The following is a 17,047-nucleotide window of genomic DNA, read 5'->3' as shown; positions in this document are numbered from 1 at the left end:
GTCTTCAGACCACTTTCTGTGCCGGTCCTGGACGATTTGCAATTTCGATACCGGGCGAAGGCCCCGCGGCGCCTTCCTGTCAGCCCGCCCGCGCCTTTATCGACAGGGCATGCAGCCCGCTATCGAACTCATCTTTCAGCGCAGAATTCACTTCGCGCTGCATCTCCACCCGGCTCTTTCCTTCAAAGGCGGGTGAGACAATCTCCACCTTATAATGAGTCTCGCCTTCCGGGCGGGCGCCCGCATGGCCTGCATGTTTCGCACTGTCATCGCGGACATGCAGCTCACTAGGTGCAAAAAGCTGCGTCAATCTCGCGCGAATCCGCTCTGATCTGTTTGTCAATTCTGGCCTCGTTAACTCGTTCGACCTATGTTGCCTGACCCATGGCAGATGCATTTTCATACCGCGTCAAGTTCACCGACATAAGGGTGAAGCCTCCGAAGGAGGAGCAAGAGCGCCAGAAAGCCGTCGAGACGCGTGAGTGTCATCGCGACGACTGCGACCTGGCAGGTGATCACCCCGCGCCGAAGCCGAGAGGCCTCGAGGGCGTCTACTGGTTCTGCCAGAAGCATGCGGGTGAATATAACCGCAACTATGACTTCTTTGCCGGCATGTCCGATGCCGAGCTCGAAGCCTTCAACGAGATGGCCCGTCACGGTTTCCAGAAAACCTGGAAATTCGGCACCGGACCGATGGGCAAGGGCAAGGCCGCTGCTGCGCACGATCCGCGCCGCTGGCGTGGCAAGGAATTCTTCGAGGAGAATGCCGAGGCCCGTCAGGCCCGCCGCAAGGAACAGCAGTCGGCTGGCGTTACCGCGCAAGCCCTCGCTGAGCTTGATCTCGAGGCTGGCGCAACGGCCAGCGAGATCCGCGTGCGCTACAGCGAATACATCCGCAAGTTCCACCCGGATTCCAATGGCGGCGACCGTTCGACTGAGCACATGCTTGCCCGCGTCCTTCGCGCCGGCAAGACGCTCAAGGCGGCCGGCATGATGAAGGCCTAGGCGACGCCGGGCCTCCAGAACCCAGTCATGGCCTTCGACGTCTCTATAATAACGCTCTTTCCGGAAGCGTTTCCGGGCATGCTCGATGTCTCTATACTTGGGCGCGCGCGTGAGCAGGGCATCTGGTCACTGGAAACGACGGACCTTCGCAGCTTCGGCCTCGGCAAGCATCGCCAGGTCGATGACAAGCCCGCGGGCGGCGGCGCTGGTCTCGTCATCCGGCCCGATGTGGCGGCTGCCGCAATCGACAGTATCGATCGCAAGGGCCGCGAGCTCATCTATCTCAGCCCGCGCGGGGAGCCTTTCTCACAGAAGCTCGCCCATGAATTTGCGAGCGGGCCGGGCCTCATCTGCTTCTGCGGCCGCTTCGAGGGACTGGACGAGCGCGTCATCACCCAGCGCCGCATGAGAGAAGTGTCGCTCGGCGATTTCGTTCTCGCAGGCGGGGAAGTCGCAGCGCAGGCTATTATAGAAGCAACACTCCGGCTGCTGCCGGGTGTAGCCGGCAATGAAACCTCGATCGAGGATGAGAGTTTCTCGGCCGGGCTGCTTGAATACCCGCAATATACACTGCCGCGGACATGGGAGGGCCAGCCGACGCCGGACGTACTTTTGTCGGGTGATCACAGCAAGGTCGACCAATGGCGGCTCAACCGCAGTAAACTGTTGACAGAAGGGCGCCGTCCCGATTTATGGGCCGCTTACCTCAACGGGCATAGAATACGAGCGTCGGAGACGGACGATGAACATGATTGAACAGCTCGAAGCTGAAGAAGTGGCACGCGTCACTTCAGGCAAGGAAATCCCGGATTTCTCTCCTGGCGATACCGTGTCTGTGAATGTGCGCATTCGCGAAGGCGACCGTGAACGCGTCCAGCGTTTCGAAGGCGTCTGCATCGCACGCGCCGGCAAAGGCGTGAACGAGAACTTCACGGTCCGCAAGATTTCCTTCGGTGAAGGTGTCGAGCGCGTTTTCCCGGTCGTCTCCCCGATGATCGAGAGCATTGAAGTCAAGCGCAAGGGCCGCGTGCGCCGTGCGAAGCTTTACTACCTGCGCAACCTGCGCGGTAAGTCTGCACGTATCGCAGAGCGTACCTCCGGCCACGGCATGGAGACCACCGAGGTCACCGTGTCCAAGACCGAGCGCAAGCGTCAGCGCGTCGAGCAGAAAGCTGCCCGCCGCGAGCAGGCTGCAAAGGATCGCGTCGAGGCGGAAGAAGCCAAGCGCAAGGCCGCAGAAGCTGAAGCAGCGGCCGCCGAGGCAGAAGCTGCAGCCGCCGAAAACGAGGCTGCAGAGGGCGAAAGCACCTCCGAGCAGTAGAATTTCCTAAAATTTAGTAATTTTTTGACCCCGCAACGAAAGTTGCGGGGTTTTTGTGTTCTGACTGCAACACTTTTCGCGTATACCCCGATTTCACTACGGCATATGGCTTGCAGAGCAGGGGCAAGCAGGCCGCGAAAGCCGATATTTCCCCTTCTGGGACAGCGTTTTTCAAGGACTTGCTCGCGTGCGAAGGGAATCTAGTTGGTTTCAAGATTACCGTTTCGTATACGAAATGAGCGACGCCAGTATTTCTGGTGTATCAACAACGGTCCCGAGGGCATTCGGGCAACTTGAATATCCTTTAGTTGGCCGGTTGGGGTCAGAAATGGGGAAGGTGGAATGAAACTTAGCAAGAAACTGATGGTGGGTGTCGTTGCCTTGGCTGCACTCCCCCTCGCTGCCCACGCCGATGGCGAAGCGGGCACATGGGACAATGAAGCGGTTGGAGAGCGTTATTCTTCAGCTGGTTCCGCAACCGACGAACGCGTCCTCACAGATGCTCAGGTTCGTGAAATCATTCAACAAAGCGGCACCTCCGGCGGCGCTGACGTTCGCTACCTTGGTGGTGAGCAGCAAGCGATCGACAGCGTTCTCTGCTGTGAAAACGTCGAAGAGCGCGTGACCGAGAACACCGAGTTCGAGGAAACCACAACCTATTTTGACGCCGTGACCCGCCGCGAAATCGTCCAGCCGGTCGAGCGCACGCTCATCCAGCCGATCGAACGCCGCATTGTGCGCCCACGTGTTGAAGAAGTTACCGAAGACACGGTCTACGAAGAAGAATACCTTCCAGTCCGCGTCGAGCAGGATGAAGTTCCTGCCGTCCAGGAGAATGTCACCACGGACGTGACGGAAGAATATGTCGAGGAAGCAACCGAGACCTATTACGACGTCGTGACCCGCCGTGAGATCACCCAGCCGATCGAACGCACCACGATCGTTCCAGTCCAGCGCCGCATCACGCGTCCTCGCACCGAGACGGTTACCGCTGACACCCGTTATGAAACGGTCCGCGCACCGGTTCGCGTTGAGCAGGACGAAGTCCCGCAGGTCATCGAGAACGTTGTTCAGGACGTGACGGAAGTCACCCGCGATGAGTACACCGACACCTATGTCGATGCTGTCACCCGCCGCGACGTGTACCAGCCAGTTGTCCGCACGATGATCCAGCCGGTTGAGCGCCGTATCCTTCGCGGTACGACCGAAACCGTCACCGCTGCGACCCGCTACGAGGAAGAGCGTCTTCCGGTTCGTGTTGAAACCGAGCAGGCACCTCAGGTCACCGAGCAGATCATTCCGCAGGTCACCGAGCGTACCGTCCTCGAAGTTGAAGACGTCTATGTCGATCAGGTTACCCGCAATGTGGTCCAGCCGGTTGTCGTGACGACGATCCAGCCAATCGAGCGCCGCGTGCTTCGTCCGCAGACCGAAACCATCGTCCGCGACACGATCTATCAGGAAGAGTACCTGCCGGGCCGCGTCGAAGCTGAGCCGATCCCGCAGACCCAAGTGAACTACATCCCGCAGGTCACCGAGGAATATCGCGAAGAGTACACCGAATCCTACTTCGAAGCGGTGACCCAGCGTAACGTGATCCAGCCGGTCGAGCGTCGTATCGTCCAGCCGATCGAGTACCGCCGCGTTCGCGGCACGACGGAAACCGTCGTCGCACCGACCCGCTACGAGACGCAGCGCGCTTCTCTGGTGGTCCTGAACGTCGGCCCAGGTTGCCCTTGCTAGGTCAAGCCTGAACCAGAAACACCCGGAAAGGGCCAGCTCGATGAGCTGGCCCTTTTCTTTTGCCTGTTGTTTCAAAGGGTGGACGCGGCGGATGGTCTTGTCAGCGCCACCACTGCATGGTCTTTTGCAGCGCAGCAGGAGGCCGCTCTGACATGCCGGGCAAGACACTTTACGACAAGATCTGGGACGCCCACCTCGTGGACACCGACGCCGCGAGTGGCGACGCGCTCATCTATATCGATCTCCACCTCATTCATGAGGTGACGACCCCGCAGGCCTTCTCCGGCCTGAAGGCAAATGGGCGCAAGGTGCGCAGGCCTGAACTCACCCTCGCGGTCGCAGATCACAATACGCCGACGGAAAATCAGGCGGCCGGTCTGGAAGGTGTGCGCGATGAAGCCGCCCGTAACCAGCTCTCCGCGCTCTCGCGCAACGTCGCCGAGCATGGCATCGAATTCTTCCCGATGGGCGATGTCCGAAACGGCATCGTGCACGTTGTCGGCCCTGAGCAGGGACGCACCCAGCCCGGTATGACGATCGTCTGCGGCGACAGCCACACCTCAACGCATGGCGCTTTCGGCGCACTCGCCCATGGCATTGGCACATCAGAGGTCGAGCATGTCCTCGCAACGCAAACGCTCCGCACCCAGAAGTCCCGTAACATGGCTATTGAGGTCAGCGGCCAGCTGCGAGAGGGCGTGACGGCCAAGGATCTCGCCCTCCATCTCATCTCAATTATCGGTACGGCGGGCGGCACCGGCCACGTCATGGAGTATCGCGGCGAAGCGGTTCGTGCGCTCTCCATGGAAGGGCGGATGACACTCTGCAACCTCTCGATTGAGGGCGGCGCACGCGCTGGTCTGATCGCGCCAGATGACACCACGTACGCCTACATGAAAGGTCGGCCCGCAGCCCCCAAGGCAGGTGCATGGGATGTGGCTAAGTCTTATTGGGAGACCCTCTATTCCGATGACGACGCCCAGTGGGACCGAATCGTCGAAATTCGCGGCGAAGACGTGGAGCCAACCGTCACCTGGGGCACCAGTCCTGAACAAGCCATTCCCCTCTCGGGCAGGACGCCGGACCCCGCCATCATTACAGATCCCGTTCGAAAAGCTGCCATCGAACGCGCACTCCATTATATGGACCTTGCCCCGGGTGCGCCGATCGCTGGGACTCCAGTACAGCGCGTCTTTATCGGCTCGTGCACCAATTCGCGCATCGAAGACCTGCGCGAAGCCGCGCGCGTCGCGTCCGGATCGAAGGTCGCCGACGGCGTTCGCGCCATGGTCGTTCCGGGCTCTGGTCTTGTACGGGCCCAAGCTGAAGCGGAAGGCCTCGACCGCGTCTTCATCGAGGCCGGCTTTGAATGGCGCGAGCCGGGCTGCTCCATGTGTCTCGGCATGAACCCGGACATCCTCGCCCCGGGCGAACGCTGCGCCTCGACCTCGAACCGCAACTTCGAAGGCCGCCAGGGCCGGGGCGGGCGCACACATCTGATGAGCCCCACCCTCGCCGCCCGCGCCGCAATTACCGGAGTCATCGGATAGAAAAGAGCCCGACATCGCGCGCTTTTTCTTGCGCTTGCCGCAGCGTGAGCTTACCCCTCTTGGTTAATAGAGTAAGAATAAGCTCATAACTTCGGAGGAAAACATGAAACGTACTGCACTTGCATTTGCTGCCCTGTCTATCTGCGCAGCCCCGGCCTTCGCCGCATCCATCACGCTCAAGTTCGACAGCGACAGTGGAAACGACCAACAGGCTGTATTCTACGACGACGGGACGATGACGTCTGCCGCCGGTAATGGCACCTACACCTACGACGAAGCGACAACAAAAATGTGCATTGAGAGCGACGCCTATAATGGATGTCTGATTTTCGATGACCCCAAAAGCGAGGTCGGTCATTCGACGACCTATACTGGCGACAATGGTGCAAGCGGCACCGCAACCGTAATTGCGGTAGAGAACTAGGCGAACCCGTGTCTGGTGCCGGCCTACTGACCGCAATCGACCATCTGGTCCTTCTTTGCGATGACATAGAGGCCGGCACCAAAGCCTACACAAACCTTCTCGGACGCGCGCCAGACTGGCGCGCCACCTCAGGCGGCGCAGCGACCTCCCTTTTTCACGTCGATAATACCGCACTTGAACTCATGGCCCCCGATGGCGACGCGGCCGCCGCCCCGCGCCTGCGAGAGCTGATTTCCAGCGGGGCCACCCTCACCAGCCTGGCCTTCCGTACAGATAACATCGCAGAAGCGCACAGGCTTTTTAGCCGGCGCGGCCTCCAACCCGATGCCATCCAGCCCGGGGAGAGCACACATCTGGAAACTGGAGCACACCGGAACTGGCAGCGGTTTCGCTGCAGCGACGACGCCATGGCTGGCATCAAGACTTTCATCATCGAACCGGAGTCCGAAAGCCCGGTTACGAGCGTTGAGGACTCTTGCGTCCACTCTCTGGACCATGTGGTGATCAACACACCCAACCCGGACCGCGCCGTCGCCAATTATGGTGCGCGCCTCGGTCTCGACCTTCGCCTCGACCGGACGGCCGAGCAATGGAAGACGCGCTTTCTCTTCTTCCGAACGGGCGGCCTGACGCTCGAAATTATCAACCGGCTGGACGAGACAGCAGACCCTGCTGAAAATGACCATATCTGGGGCCTCACCTGGACGGTCCGCGATATCGAAGCGGCGCATGCGCGTCTCGCCAAAGCTGGCATCCAAACCTCTGACGTGCGCAAAGGCCGCAAGCCCGGAACGCAAGTCTTCACGGTAAAGGTCAAGACTCTGGGCGTCCCCACCTTGTTCATTGCCCATTCCAGCGATTAGAACAGGCGCATGAAAGCTTTCACCACGCTCACCTCGACCGCTGCGGCCCTTACTGACAAGGGACGGCTCATGGCGAATGTCGACACGGACATGATCATTCCGAAGCAGTTCCTGAAGACCACGGAACGCGAGGGTCTGTCCACGGGTCTGTTTTACGAACTCAAGACCAAGGCAGACGGCAGCCCTGATCCTGACTTCGTCCTCAACCAGCCTGCGCACCAGAATGCGGGCATCCTGGTTGCGGGCGATAATTTCGGCTGCGGCTCATCGCGCGAGCACGCACCATGGGCACTGCTCGACCAGGGCATCACCTGCGTCATCGCGCCCTCCTTTGCCGATATCTTTCACAATAACTGTTACAAGAACGGCATCCTGCCCATAGCCCTGCCGATTGAGGTCTGTGAGGCGCTCGCGGCCCAGACGGGCGGCGCCAATCACCGTTTCACTGTCGATCTCGCCCAGCAGGTCATCACGACGCCGGATGGGGCCGAGATCTACTTCAATATTGAGCCCGGCCGGAAGCAGAGTCTTTTGGAAGGACTTGATGATATCGGCCAGACGCTTCAAGCCGCACCGTCCATCGATGCCTTCGAGGCGCGCCGCTCACACGAGACACCCTGGCTGCCACGCTCGCGCGCCTGAGCCTTCCTGAAATTACGTAATCTGACCGCATCTGCGGCCTATGGAGACGATCCATGAAACAGACCCTGCTTCTCTTACCCGGCGATGGCATCGGCCCCGAAGTAACTGCTGCAGCCCAACGCATCTGCCAGCTCGTCGCGCCGGACGTCGCGATTGAAGAGGATCTTGTCGGCGGCGCTTCCATCGACAAGCACGGCGTACCGCTTACCGGCGCTGCACTTGAACGCGCCAAATCTGTCGACGCCATCCTCCTCGGTGCAGTCGGTGGACCTAAGTGGTCTGATGTCGCCCGCGACAATCGCCCGGAAGCTGGACTTCTGGGTCTACGCAAGGGCCTCGACGTCTTCGCAAACCTGCGCCCCGCCTACTGTTTCGGCGCTCTCGTCGATGCCTCAAGCCTGAAGCGCGACCGCGTCGAAGGCCTCGACATCATGATCGTGCGAGAGCTGACCTCCGGCGTCTATTTCGGCGAACCGCGCGGTATCGAAACCGACGCAGATGGTGTGCGCCGTGGCTTCGACATGTCGGTCTACACAGCGCCGGAAGTTGAACGCGTCACGCGCGTCGCGCTGGAGATCGCCCGCGGCCGTGCCGGACGGGTCTGTTCGGTCGACAAGGCCAATGTGATGGAAAGCGGCCAGTTCTGGCGCGAGGAAGTCACCACAGTCCATAAAACGCATGGAGACGGCGTGGAGCTGTCCCACATGCTAGCCGACGCCTGCGCCATGGAGCTGGTGCGCGCCCCGAAACAGTTCGACGTCATCCTGGCCGACAATCTGTTCGGCGATCTTCTATCTGACGCCGCCGCCATGCTGACGGGTTCGATCGGCATGCTGCCGTCTGCAAGCCTCGGGACAGAAGGCACGCCAGGCCTGTTTGAGCCCGTGCACGGGTCGGCGCCGGATATTGCAGGCCAGGGCATCGCTAATCCATGCGCCGCGATCCTGTCGCTCGAGATGGCGCTACGCTGGTCGCTCGCCCGCCCGGATGCCGCAGACCGGATCATGGCGGCCGTGGGCCGCGCGCTCGAGGCCGGTGCCCGCACACGCGACCTCGGCGGTGACCTCTCCACCACCGCCATGACGGACGCGATCATCGACTGTCTTTAGGTCGTGTAGGGCGCCCCAAGGGGCGTCACTCTCGATGAGCGCAGCTCATCTGAGAGTCCAGCTTCCGACCTTTCCACTCACCCGCAGGCCGTTGGAGCTGGATCCCCAGATGGCTGAAGCCATCGGGGATGACGGATGTGGGAGGGCACCCACCCACTCAACTATAATCCGCAATCCGGCACAACAGCTGGCCGCGAAACTCAAAGAAGCTCGCACCGCGGATTTTGATCGTCTCGCCTGCCTTGCATCCATTTGGCAGATCCACCGCAGCCTTGCCCTCAAACTCGATCTCGGCCGCCGCCCGCCCATCCCCGATGACGAGGCTGATCAGCTTCTGACGGCGATAAGAGAAAGCCCGGCCAGACAGCTCGGCGACCTCACGCATCTTGTCGCGGCCTTCGAATTTCATGGTCTGGCCGTAATTGGAAATGTTCTCAAACACCACGTCTTCGGTGACGCAGTCGAGCATGCCCTCGATATCACGCGCATTATAGCTGCGGATATACTGGCCGATCAGGTCTTCGATCACGGTGTTTCACCTCTCATCACAGAGTGATTGCAGCTCCCACCCTGAATCCGCCCCAGTCGTGCACTACATGCCTTTCAAATCAAGGCTGGCGGGGCGCTCTTTCCTTCGAATTGCTGTGATCCGTCCAGCGGTCAATCATCTGATTGGACGAAAGCTCGCTTGGCGTTAAATGAGCGGGCATCGCGAAAGGAAAAACTATGGCTATCAAAGTCGCAATCGTTGGCGCCACCGGTAATGTGGGCCGCGAACTTCTCAACATCATGGACGAGCGCGATTTCCCCGCTGCTGAAGTCTATGCCCTCGCCTCGCGCCGCTCGAAAGGCCGCGAAGTGAGCTATGGCGACAAGACCCTGAAATGCGAAGTGCTGGACGATTTCGACTTCTCCAAAGTCGATGTGGTCCTGATGTCCGCTGGCGGCACCCTGTCGAAAGAATGGGCCGAGAAGATCGGCAAGCAGGGCGCGATCGTCATCGACAACTCGTCGGCCTGGCGCATGGACCCTGACGTTCCGCTCGTCGTGCCAGAAGTGAACGGCGAAGACGTCCTCGGCTATGACAAGAAGATGATCATTGCCAACCCGAACTGCTCCACGGCGCAGCTCGTCATGGCGCTGAAGCCACTGCACGATGCCGCGAAGATCAAACGCGTCGTCGTCTCGACCTATCAGTCGGTGTCCGGCTCGGGCAAAGCCGGCATGGATGAGCTCTGGAACCAGACCAAGGGCATCTTCGTGAACGATGCGCCAGAGCCTGAAGAATATCCGCGCCAGATCGCCTTCAACGCGATCCCGATGATCGGCTCTTTCCGCGAAGACGGCTTCACCGACGAGGAAGCCAAGATGTGGAATGAGACCCACAAGATGATCGACCCGAACATCAAGCTCACGGTCACCTGCGTGCGCGTGCCGGTCTTTGTCGGTCACTCCGAAAGCGTGAACATTGAGTTTGAAGAGGCGATTACGCCAGAACAGGCGCGCGAGGCGCTCCGCAATTTCGATGGCGTCCAGGTCATCGATAACCCTGAAGAAGACCAGTACATCACGCCGGTCGAGTGCAAGGGCGAGTGGGACACCTTCGTTTCCCGCATCCGCGTCGACAATACGGTCGAGCACGGCCTGTCGCTCTGGGTGGTTGCTGACAACCTCCGCAAGGGTGCAGCCCTCAATACGGTCCAGATCGCTGAAGAGCTGATCAAGCGCGGCGTCCTCGCCGCCTAGACGACACCTCAGTCATGCGGCTTTTGCCGCTGACAGCTTGCCTAAACCCCGGCTTTGTTCGATCCTTCAGCGATCTGACAAAGCTGGGGTTTTTTCATGAGAATTGTTGCCGCCACCGGCCTTCTGGCCGCGCTCGCGCTTACCGCCTGCAATCCAAGCATTCCCGAAGAGGCGCATGCCGCCACCGCGCCGGAATCCGCGTCCGCCGAAAAGGTAGAGGCCCATGTCCGCTTCCTTGCCGATGACCTTCTGGAAGGGCGCGAGGCCGGCACACGCGGCTATGACATTGCCGCGCTCTATGTCGCTGAACAGTTCCGCGCCTATGGCCTTCAGCCAGGCGGCGATGAAGACAGCTACATGCAGCAAGTCCCGCTCTTTCGCTATCAGCTCGACCAGGCCGCCCCGCAAAGCCTGACCGTAACAGAGGGCGCAGACCTCCCGCTGGAGCTTGGCAGCGATTACCTGATCTCCGCTTCCTCGCAGGTCGAACAGGGCCTCGTCGAAGCGCCGACCGTCTTCGTTGGCTATGGCTTCATCGCCCCTGATGGTAGCCGGAATGACTTCGACGGCGTCGACCTCGAAGGCAAGATCGCCGTCATTTTCCGCGACGCGCCAAGCGACCTCAACACCGAGGAACGCGCCCACTATTCCTCGACCAGCTATCAGCGCCTGTCTGAAGCTGGCGCAGTTGGCGTCGTGACCCTCTACCATCCTGTGGCGCAGGAGCGGTATTCCTTCGAACGCCGCGCCGCGATGGACCGTATGGGCCGCGCCTCGATGACGTGGGTCGATGCCGACGGCAACGCCCATTCAACCGCTCCGAACCTGCAAGCCGGCGCCACGATGAGCATTGAAGGCGCAAAGAAGCTGATCGAGGCCGCTGGCCGCGACTATGACGCCCTCGTTGAGGAAACCGTCACCGGCACCGAGCCATTTGAGCTTGGCCTAACCCTCCGCATCGAAGCCAACAGCACGCATGAAGAGATCACCAGCCCGAACGTCGCCGCCATCCTGCCCGGCACGGATGAAACTCTCGCCGGTGAATATGTCGTCCTCTCGGCCCACCTCGACCATGAAGGGGTGAAGCCAAGCTTCAACCCGAACGAGGACACGCTCTTCAACGGTGCCATGGACAATGCCTCCGGCACCTCGGCCCTTCTGGAAGTCGCGCGCCTCCTCTCGCTTGACCCGCCAAAGCGCAGCGTCGTCTTCGTTGCGGTAACGGCGGAAGAAAAAGGCCTCGTCGGCTCTGACTATTATGCCCGCTTCCCGACCGTCCCGGCCGAAGGCGTGGTCGCCAACGTCAATCTCGACATGCCGATCATGACCTATGAGTTCGAAGACGTTGTCGCCTTCGGCACCGAACGCTCCAGCCTTTATGAGCCGGTGAAAGCCGCCGTCGAAGGTGCTGGCCTGACGCTCAGCCCGGACCCGAACCCGAATCTCGGCCTCTTCACGCGCTCAGACCACTATAGCTGGGTGAAACAGGGCGTCCCGGCGACCTATCTGGTGCCCGGCCACGCCAATGGCGGCGCTGAAGCACAGGCAAAATTCCTCGCCGAGGACTATCACCGCCCATCCGATGAGGCCGACCAGCTGAACTTCAACGCGCTCGCCCGCTTTGCAGGCGTAAAGGCCGACATCGCCCGCAGCGTCGCAAACATGGAAGAACGTCCAAGCTGGAATGAAGGCGACTTCTTCGGCGATATGTTCGCAGAAGGCGGGGAATAGGCGATACAACTAGCAGACCGCCCGCTGAACTGGTTTAGCTGGGTGGTCTGCGGTGGCGCCCTGCCCCGAAAAGGAGGCAAGCGCCAACAATACCTGCGAAGATGACCAGCGCCGATCCTGTCAGGTCATCGACCCAGTCCAGCACGGCATCGTTACCGATGCTCAAATCGAGGCCTGTATAGCTCAGGGCCGAAGGCAGTCCGGCGATCAGAAGGGCGACCAAGGCGATGAGCATTGCGCGCCGGTACGAGCAGACCCGCATACCGAAAATGCCATCCACGATCGTTTTCAGGGACGCGACGCAAGATGTGAAGGCTGCCAGGAAGAAGGCTGCAAACAGGGAAATACCTACGACATAGCCGAACGGAATTTCGCTGATGGCCTGCGGCAACACCGCAAAGATGAGCTCTGGCCCCTGCGCCGGATCGGCGCCAGAGGCAAATACAAACGGGAACAGGACAAACCCTGCCGTAATCCCCGCGCCTGCATTCACGAAAGCGATTATACCTGCAGCGCGTGGCAGGTTTGTGCCCGCTGCGACGTGCCGGCCATAAGTAAGCAGGTAACCTTGGCCGATCATCAGGCTGTAGAAGGATTGGCCGAGCGCCGTGTACCAAATGGAGGCATCCAGCAAATCGGCACCTTCGAAACCCGTCAGGAAATCGACCGACTGGCCCCACCCGTCGCTGTCGAGGTAGGCATAGGTACCGATGGCCGCGAGCACGACAAGAAGGGTCGGCGCAGCGACAAAAGCGACCTTTTCAATGGCGCCAACGCCCAGAAAAAGCGGCGCACAGGAAAGAATCAGCACGGCCAGGAAAGCTAAAAGCGACCCCCAGCCTTGCTGATAATCCTCAAATGCCTGGAAGCTGCCATCAAGGGAATCGAAAGCGTAGCTGAATGTCCAACCGGTCAGCACAAGATAATAGCTGGTGATGAGGAAGATCAGGAAAAGAACCACATAGCCGAAATATCGGCGACGTGGCCCCGTCATGCTGAACGCGCCCAACACCCCGCTTCGCGTACGCCTACCCGCTGCAAGCTCTATAACGGCAATGGGAAGCGCCACCACAATGAGGCATACAAGATACGCAATCAGGAACGCACCGCCGCCCTGTTCGCCAAGCAAATAAGGAAAACGCCAGAGATTGCCGAGACCAATGGCTGCCGCCGCGGTTGCGACGATGAAGGCTGTCTCGCTCTTCCAGACGCGGTGATAGGTACCGACATTGGCCTTTTCCTGCTGGGCCTCTTCTGACGCCCGGAGGCTTTGGTCTGCACTAGTTTTAATGCCCGCTTCGGTCATCTCTTCCCGACGCATGCAAAGCGGACCTGTTCCATAGCAGCTATGCCCAGAATTTGATGGCTATTGGTCCGCGCCGGTATTACCTGCCGCGAATGACGAGCGAACTGCGCCTTGGCCTGACTTGCGGATTCGGCGCCTACCTCATCTGGGGTGGGCTGCCGCTCTATTTCCGGCTGCTCGATCATGTCGGCCCGTTCGAAATGCTGGCTCATCGCATTCTCTGGGGCCTGCCAACCGCGCTGATCTTCATCGCCATTGCCCGGCGCTGGCGGGACTTGCGCGGCGCGCTCACGCCTCGGCGCATGCTCTACCTCTCCATTTCGGCCGGGCTGATCGCGACCAACTGGCTGCTCTATATCTGGGCCGTGTCGGCCGAGCGCGTCACAGAGGCAAGCCTTGGCTATTTCATCAACCCGCTCGTGAGCGTGCTTCTGGGGATGATCTTCTTTTCAGAGACGCTGCGCCGCGCGCAGTGGATCGCAATTGCCATCGCGACGTGCGGCGTTGCTGTTCTCACCTGGGAGCTTGGACGTTTGCCCTGGGTGTCACTTGTTCTCTGTTTCAGCTTTGCCGCCTATGGCGCCGTGCGAAAGACCGTCAGTGTCGATAGCCGCATTGGGTTCGCAATTGAGACTGCGCTTCTCTTCCCAGTCGCTTTCATCTGGCTCAGCTGGTTTCAGCAGACGCCGGACGGTGGCTGGATGGGCGATGGTATTGCGCTCGACTGGCTCATTCCACTTGCTGGACCCATCACGGCCGTGCCGCTGATCCTCTTCGCGCTCGCCGCCAAACGGCTCAAGCTCGCGACCATTGGCATGATGCAGTATCTGACGCCGACGCTGCAATTCCTGATCGCTGTCCTGATTTTCCGCGAGCCGTTCGGTCCAGTCGACGCGGTCGCTTTCGGCCTCATCTGGACCGCGCTTGCCGTCTTTACGGTCGATAGTGTCCTGGGCGAACGCAAGGCCCGCCGCCTTGCCCGCGCGGCCCGCCTCGCTGAGTAGCAAAAAAAGACCGGCTGACCCAAAATGAGCCGCCGGTCAGGAGTGATGCATGTGAATCAGAATGGAGGTCCGGTTCGCGCGAGACGCTAGCAATTCCCGTGCCAATTCGTGTCTCAGGCGAGCCTAGCGCTGCGTTGAAATCGCCATCCAGACCGCGATCCCAATAAGGGCAAGGGCAAACGCGGCCCGCACCCATCGCGACTGGCGATAATGGGCGATCTGTTCGCCAAGCCGGGACCCTGCCAGAACGAGACAGACATGTACCAGAATGGCGACGAGTATGTGCAAGCTGCCCAATATCAGGATTGCGCCAGCTGATGGCACCTCACCGCCCCTGCCCGCAAATTGCGTGACGACCGCGATATAGAAAACCAGCGCTTTGGGGTTCAGCAGATTGGCGATGAAGCCGCGCCGGAAGCCCTCCAGCGCCTTTGCCTGACCGGGCGAGGCCTCTCCCGTTTCACGCCAGGCCTCTAGTGCGAGGTAGAGCATGAAGGCGATACCCGCCCAGCGCAGCACTTCGTAGACGAGAGGGTTGCCCGCGATAAAGGCAGAAAAGCCCGTCGCTGCCAGTACCAGCTGCACCGCGAGGCCCAATGTGATGCCGACCACCGCCATGAAACCGACCCGGCGGCCCTGCTGCGCAGCGAGCGCGGTCAGCCAGCCCATATTCGGGCCGGGGGTCAGCTCAACCAGAGCCATCGCGCCCAGAAAGGCGAGCCAGTTCATCTCGCTCAACATGTCTTGTCCCCGGCTATTTTTGCGGCGCTCTCAAAAACACCCCGAAAAACACCGCCCATGCACCATGAGTGCACCGTGTAACATGGGGGAAAACCCGTCAGTTTCCTACAGGCAGCCATACAGTGCGTCGACCAGACGCCGCGCCCGCGGATCGCCCTGCAGATAGCTCGATTGCCTGTTCATGACATAGGCGGCCGAGAGATGACGGTCCGGATCCCCAAGCGCGAGCGACCCGCCCCAGCCCGAATGGGCAAGGGTTTCGGGGTTCGGGCCATAGATGCCGAGATTATTGCGCATTACCCCGGCCGCGAACTCCGTCACGAAGGGCAGCACTAAGTCATCGCCGATCACCCGGCGGCGTGTCAGCTCCCGGAAAGAGTCTTCTGAAATCAACTGCTTGTCGCCAAGCTTCCCGCCATTAGCATAGATCCCATAGAGCTGCGCAACCGCCCTGGCGGTGCCATGCCCATTGGCGGCTGGCTGCTCCATGCGGCGCCACTCACCGCCTGTCCGGCTCGGCGAGGACCATTTGGTCAGGAAGGCGACCTTCCTGAACTCATTGATTTCACCGAGTTTTGGCATTTCGCGCGGGCGCTGGATCTCGGCGACGCGGTCATCATCCTCAGGCGGCAGGCCAATCTGGAAATCAACGCCAGCTGGCCCGCAGAAATCCTCTTTCAATATGGTCCCCAGCGTTCGACCGGTGATCCGCTTGACGATTTCTCCCGCCAGATACCCCCATGTGGACGGGTGATAGCCATGCGCCGTCCCCGGTTCCCAGAGCGGCTCCAGCTCTGCCAGCGCAGCAGCGAGCCCGTCCGGATTTAGCCAGAGGTCTGGGTCAATCGGCTCCGCGAACCCGACGAGACCGGCCTGGTGGGACAGCAGCTGCCCGATCGTGACATCGCCTTTCCCGGCGGCGGCGAATTCCGGCCAGACCTCGGCGACAGGGGTCTCATAGCCCTCGTTCAGATCGCCGATAATCGACGCGATCACGAGCGCCGACACGCCCTTGGTCGTTGAATAGACAGGAACAATTGTCGTCTCGTCCCAGTCCTTGTCGCGCGCGCGGGAGGTTCTCCCGCCCTGAATGTCGACAATCACCTCGCCGTCCAGAATGGCGCAAAAGCCAGCGCCGAGCTCCTCGCCAGCCTCGAACGTCTCTGCGAAAACCTCACGGACAGGCTCAAACCCGCTCGCCACATGGCCCCGGATATCGCTCATTGCCTGCTCCTCTTCGTCCAATTAGCGCTGAACGTAAGCACTCCGCCGCGCGTTGCGAGGTTTCAAGATGGAAAACAGGGACTTCAAATGAAACAACCGCTTCTGGCCGCCGCCGCCATTGCCGCCGTCTCGCTCAGCGCCTGCCAGACCGGCGCGCTGCAAGGCCCGGTGATTGATCCCGAACTTGCCGAACAGCCAGCTGCGCAGGCCCTCATTGCCGCAGACAGCGCGAATGATTTCGTGACCACAGTTTCAAAGCTTCGAGCAGCGCTTGAGAAGCGGCCCCTCACCATCTTCGCCATGGTCGACCATGCAGAAGGTGCGGGCGAGGCGGGTCTGGAGCTCTCGCCATCGACGCTGTTCATCTTTGGCAATCCCCAAGCCGGGACACCCCTGATGCAGGCCAACCCAGCGCTCGGGATCGAACTGCCAATGAAGATCCTGGTCATCGAGACAGGCAGCGGCGTCCATGTCCTTCGTCAGGACATCAGCGCGCTCGTGAGCCAGTACGGGCTGGATCCAAAAAGCGTGAATGCCGCCAGGATCGAAGAAACGCTGTTCGGCATTGTCGCTGAAGCGACAGGCTAGTCCGACAGCAGGCTGCGCCAAGCCCGCAACTGGTTGTCATGTCGATGTTG

At 60.6% G+C, this 17,047-nt stretch carries 18 protein-coding genes; 13 read left to right on the top strand and 5 right to left on the bottom strand.

The window, feature by feature from the left end; genetic code table 11:
* Positions 1-79: 79 nt before the first annotated feature.
* Positions 80-397, bottom strand: coding sequence for a BolA family transcriptional regulator (locus tag KUV46_06090; protein QYJ02361.1), 318 nt, complete (start codon positions 395-397; stop codon positions 80-82).
* Here KUV46_06090 and KUV46_06085 point away from each other — a divergent pair.
* The 9 genes from KUV46_06085 to leuB all read left to right on the top strand — a co-directional run bounded on the left by KUV46_06085 (position 385) and on the right by leuB (position 8,657).
* Positions 385-1,005, top strand: a complete 621-nt coding sequence (locus KUV46_06085; protein ID QYJ01960.1) for a J domain-containing protein — start codon at positions 385-387, stop codon at positions 1,003-1,005. The two genes, KUV46_06090 and KUV46_06085, sit on opposite strands and share 13 nt — an antisense overlap.
* A gap of 27 nt (positions 1,006-1,032) precedes the next feature.
* Positions 1,033-1,761 carry a tRNA (guanosine(37)-N1)-methyltransferase TrmD gene (gene trmD / locus KUV46_06080; protein QYJ01959.1) on the top strand — a complete coding sequence of 243 codons (729 nt, stop codon included), beginning with the start codon at positions 1,033-1,035 and terminating at the stop codon, positions 1,759-1,761.
* A complete protein-coding gene (gene rplS, locus KUV46_06075) occupies positions 1,757-2,326 on the top strand; it encodes a 50S ribosomal protein L19 (protein ID QYJ02360.1) in 570 nt (189 codons plus the stop codon). The genes trmD and rplS overlap by 5 nt, the downstream gene beginning before the upstream one ends.
* Before the next feature lie 342 nt (positions 2,327-2,668).
* Positions 2,669-4,069 carry a hypothetical protein gene (locus KUV46_06070; GenBank protein QYJ01958.1) on the top strand — a complete coding sequence of 467 codons (1,401 nt, stop codon included), beginning with the start codon at positions 2,669-2,671 and terminating at the stop codon, positions 4,067-4,069.
* A 152-nt stretch (positions 4,070-4,221) separates the two neighbouring features.
* Positions 4,222-5,619, top strand: coding sequence for a 3-isopropylmalate dehydratase large subunit (gene leuC, locus KUV46_06065; GenBank protein ID QYJ01957.1), 1,398 nt, complete (start codon positions 4,222-4,224; stop codon positions 5,617-5,619).
* A 103-nt stretch (positions 5,620-5,722) separates the two neighbouring features.
* The gene (locus KUV46_06060; GenBank protein QYJ01956.1) at positions 5,723-6,043 is read left to right on the top strand and encodes a hypothetical protein; all 321 of its coding nucleotides are present in this window, start codon (positions 5,723-5,725) and stop codon (positions 6,041-6,043) included.
* 8 nt (positions 6,044-6,051) lie between these two features.
* Positions 6,052-6,906 (top strand): VOC family protein, encoded by an 855-nt coding sequence (locus KUV46_06055; protein ID QYJ01955.1) that lies wholly within the window; start codon positions 6,052-6,054, stop codon positions 6,904-6,906.
* 9 nt (positions 6,907-6,915) lie between these two features.
* Positions 6,916-7,548, top strand: coding sequence for a 3-isopropylmalate dehydratase small subunit (gene leuD, locus KUV46_06050; protein QYJ01954.1), 633 nt, complete (start codon positions 6,916-6,918; stop codon positions 7,546-7,548).
* A 53-nt stretch (positions 7,549-7,601) separates the two neighbouring features.
* Positions 7,602-8,657: a 3-isopropylmalate dehydrogenase gene (leuB, locus tag KUV46_06045; GenBank protein QYJ01953.1), complete on the top strand. Its 1,056-nt coding sequence runs from the start codon at positions 7,602-7,604 to the stop codon at positions 8,655-8,657.
* A 157-nt stretch (positions 8,658-8,814) separates the two neighbouring features.
* Here leuB and KUV46_06040 read toward each other — a convergent pair whose 3' ends face one another.
* Positions 8,815-9,186: a nuclear transport factor 2 family protein gene (locus KUV46_06040; protein QYJ01952.1), complete on the bottom strand. Its 372-nt coding sequence runs from the start codon at positions 9,184-9,186 to the stop codon at positions 8,815-8,817.
* A gap of 197 nt (positions 9,187-9,383) precedes the next feature.
* On the opposite strand from KUV46_06040, the gene KUV46_06035 reads away from it, so the two are divergent.
* Both KUV46_06035 and KUV46_06030 read left to right on the top strand, forming a co-directional pair.
* Complete coding sequence (locus tag KUV46_06035; protein QYJ01951.1) at positions 9,384-10,403, top strand: aspartate-semialdehyde dehydrogenase; 1,020 nt, start codon at positions 9,384-9,386, stop codon at positions 10,401-10,403.
* Positions 10,404-10,499: 96 nt separating this feature from the next.
* A complete protein-coding gene (locus KUV46_06030; GenBank protein QYJ01950.1) occupies positions 10,500-12,134 on the top strand; it encodes a M28 family peptidase in 1,635 nt (544 codons plus the stop codon).
* A gap of 34 nt (positions 12,135-12,168) precedes the next feature.
* Here KUV46_06030 and KUV46_06025 read toward each other — a convergent pair whose 3' ends face one another.
* Positions 12,169-13,455, bottom strand: coding sequence for a sodium-dependent transporter (locus tag KUV46_06025; GenBank protein ID QYJ01949.1), 1,287 nt, complete (start codon positions 13,453-13,455; stop codon positions 12,169-12,171).
* A 41-nt stretch (positions 13,456-13,496) separates the two neighbouring features.
* On the opposite strand from KUV46_06025, the gene rarD reads away from it, so the two are divergent.
* Positions 13,497-14,444, top strand: a complete 948-nt coding sequence (rarD, locus tag KUV46_06020) for an EamA family transporter RarD (GenBank protein ID QYJ01948.1) — start codon at positions 13,497-13,499, stop codon at positions 14,442-14,444.
* 123 nt (positions 14,445-14,567) lie between these two features.
* Here the strand turns inward: rarD and KUV46_06015 are convergent, their stop codons facing one another.
* Together KUV46_06015 and KUV46_06010 are read right to left on the bottom strand one after the other, a co-directional pair.
* The gene (locus tag KUV46_06015) at positions 14,568-15,185 is read right to left on the bottom strand and encodes a LysE family translocator (GenBank protein QYJ01947.1); all 618 of its coding nucleotides are present in this window, start codon (positions 15,183-15,185) and stop codon (positions 14,568-14,570) included.
* Between the two features lie 105 nt (positions 15,186-15,290).
* Positions 15,291-16,409 (bottom strand): beta-lactamase family protein, encoded by a 1,119-nt coding sequence (locus KUV46_06010; protein QYJ01946.1) that lies wholly within the window; start codon positions 16,407-16,409, stop codon positions 15,291-15,293.
* 87 nt (positions 16,410-16,496) lie between these two features.
* Between KUV46_06010 and KUV46_06005 the strand changes: the two genes are divergently transcribed.
* Entirely contained in the window at positions 16,497-16,997 is a 501-nt protein-coding gene (locus KUV46_06005) for a DUF302 domain-containing protein (protein ID QYJ01945.1), read from the top strand.
* Positions 16,998-17,047: the final 50 nt, after the last annotated feature.

Source organism: Thalassovita mediterranea, from assembly GCA_019448215.1.
Lineage (GTDB): Bacteria > Pseudomonadota > Alphaproteobacteria > Caulobacterales > Hyphomonadaceae > Henriciella.
Note: the sequence above shows the minus strand (reverse complement) of the source record. Positions and strands in the feature narration are given on the sequence as shown.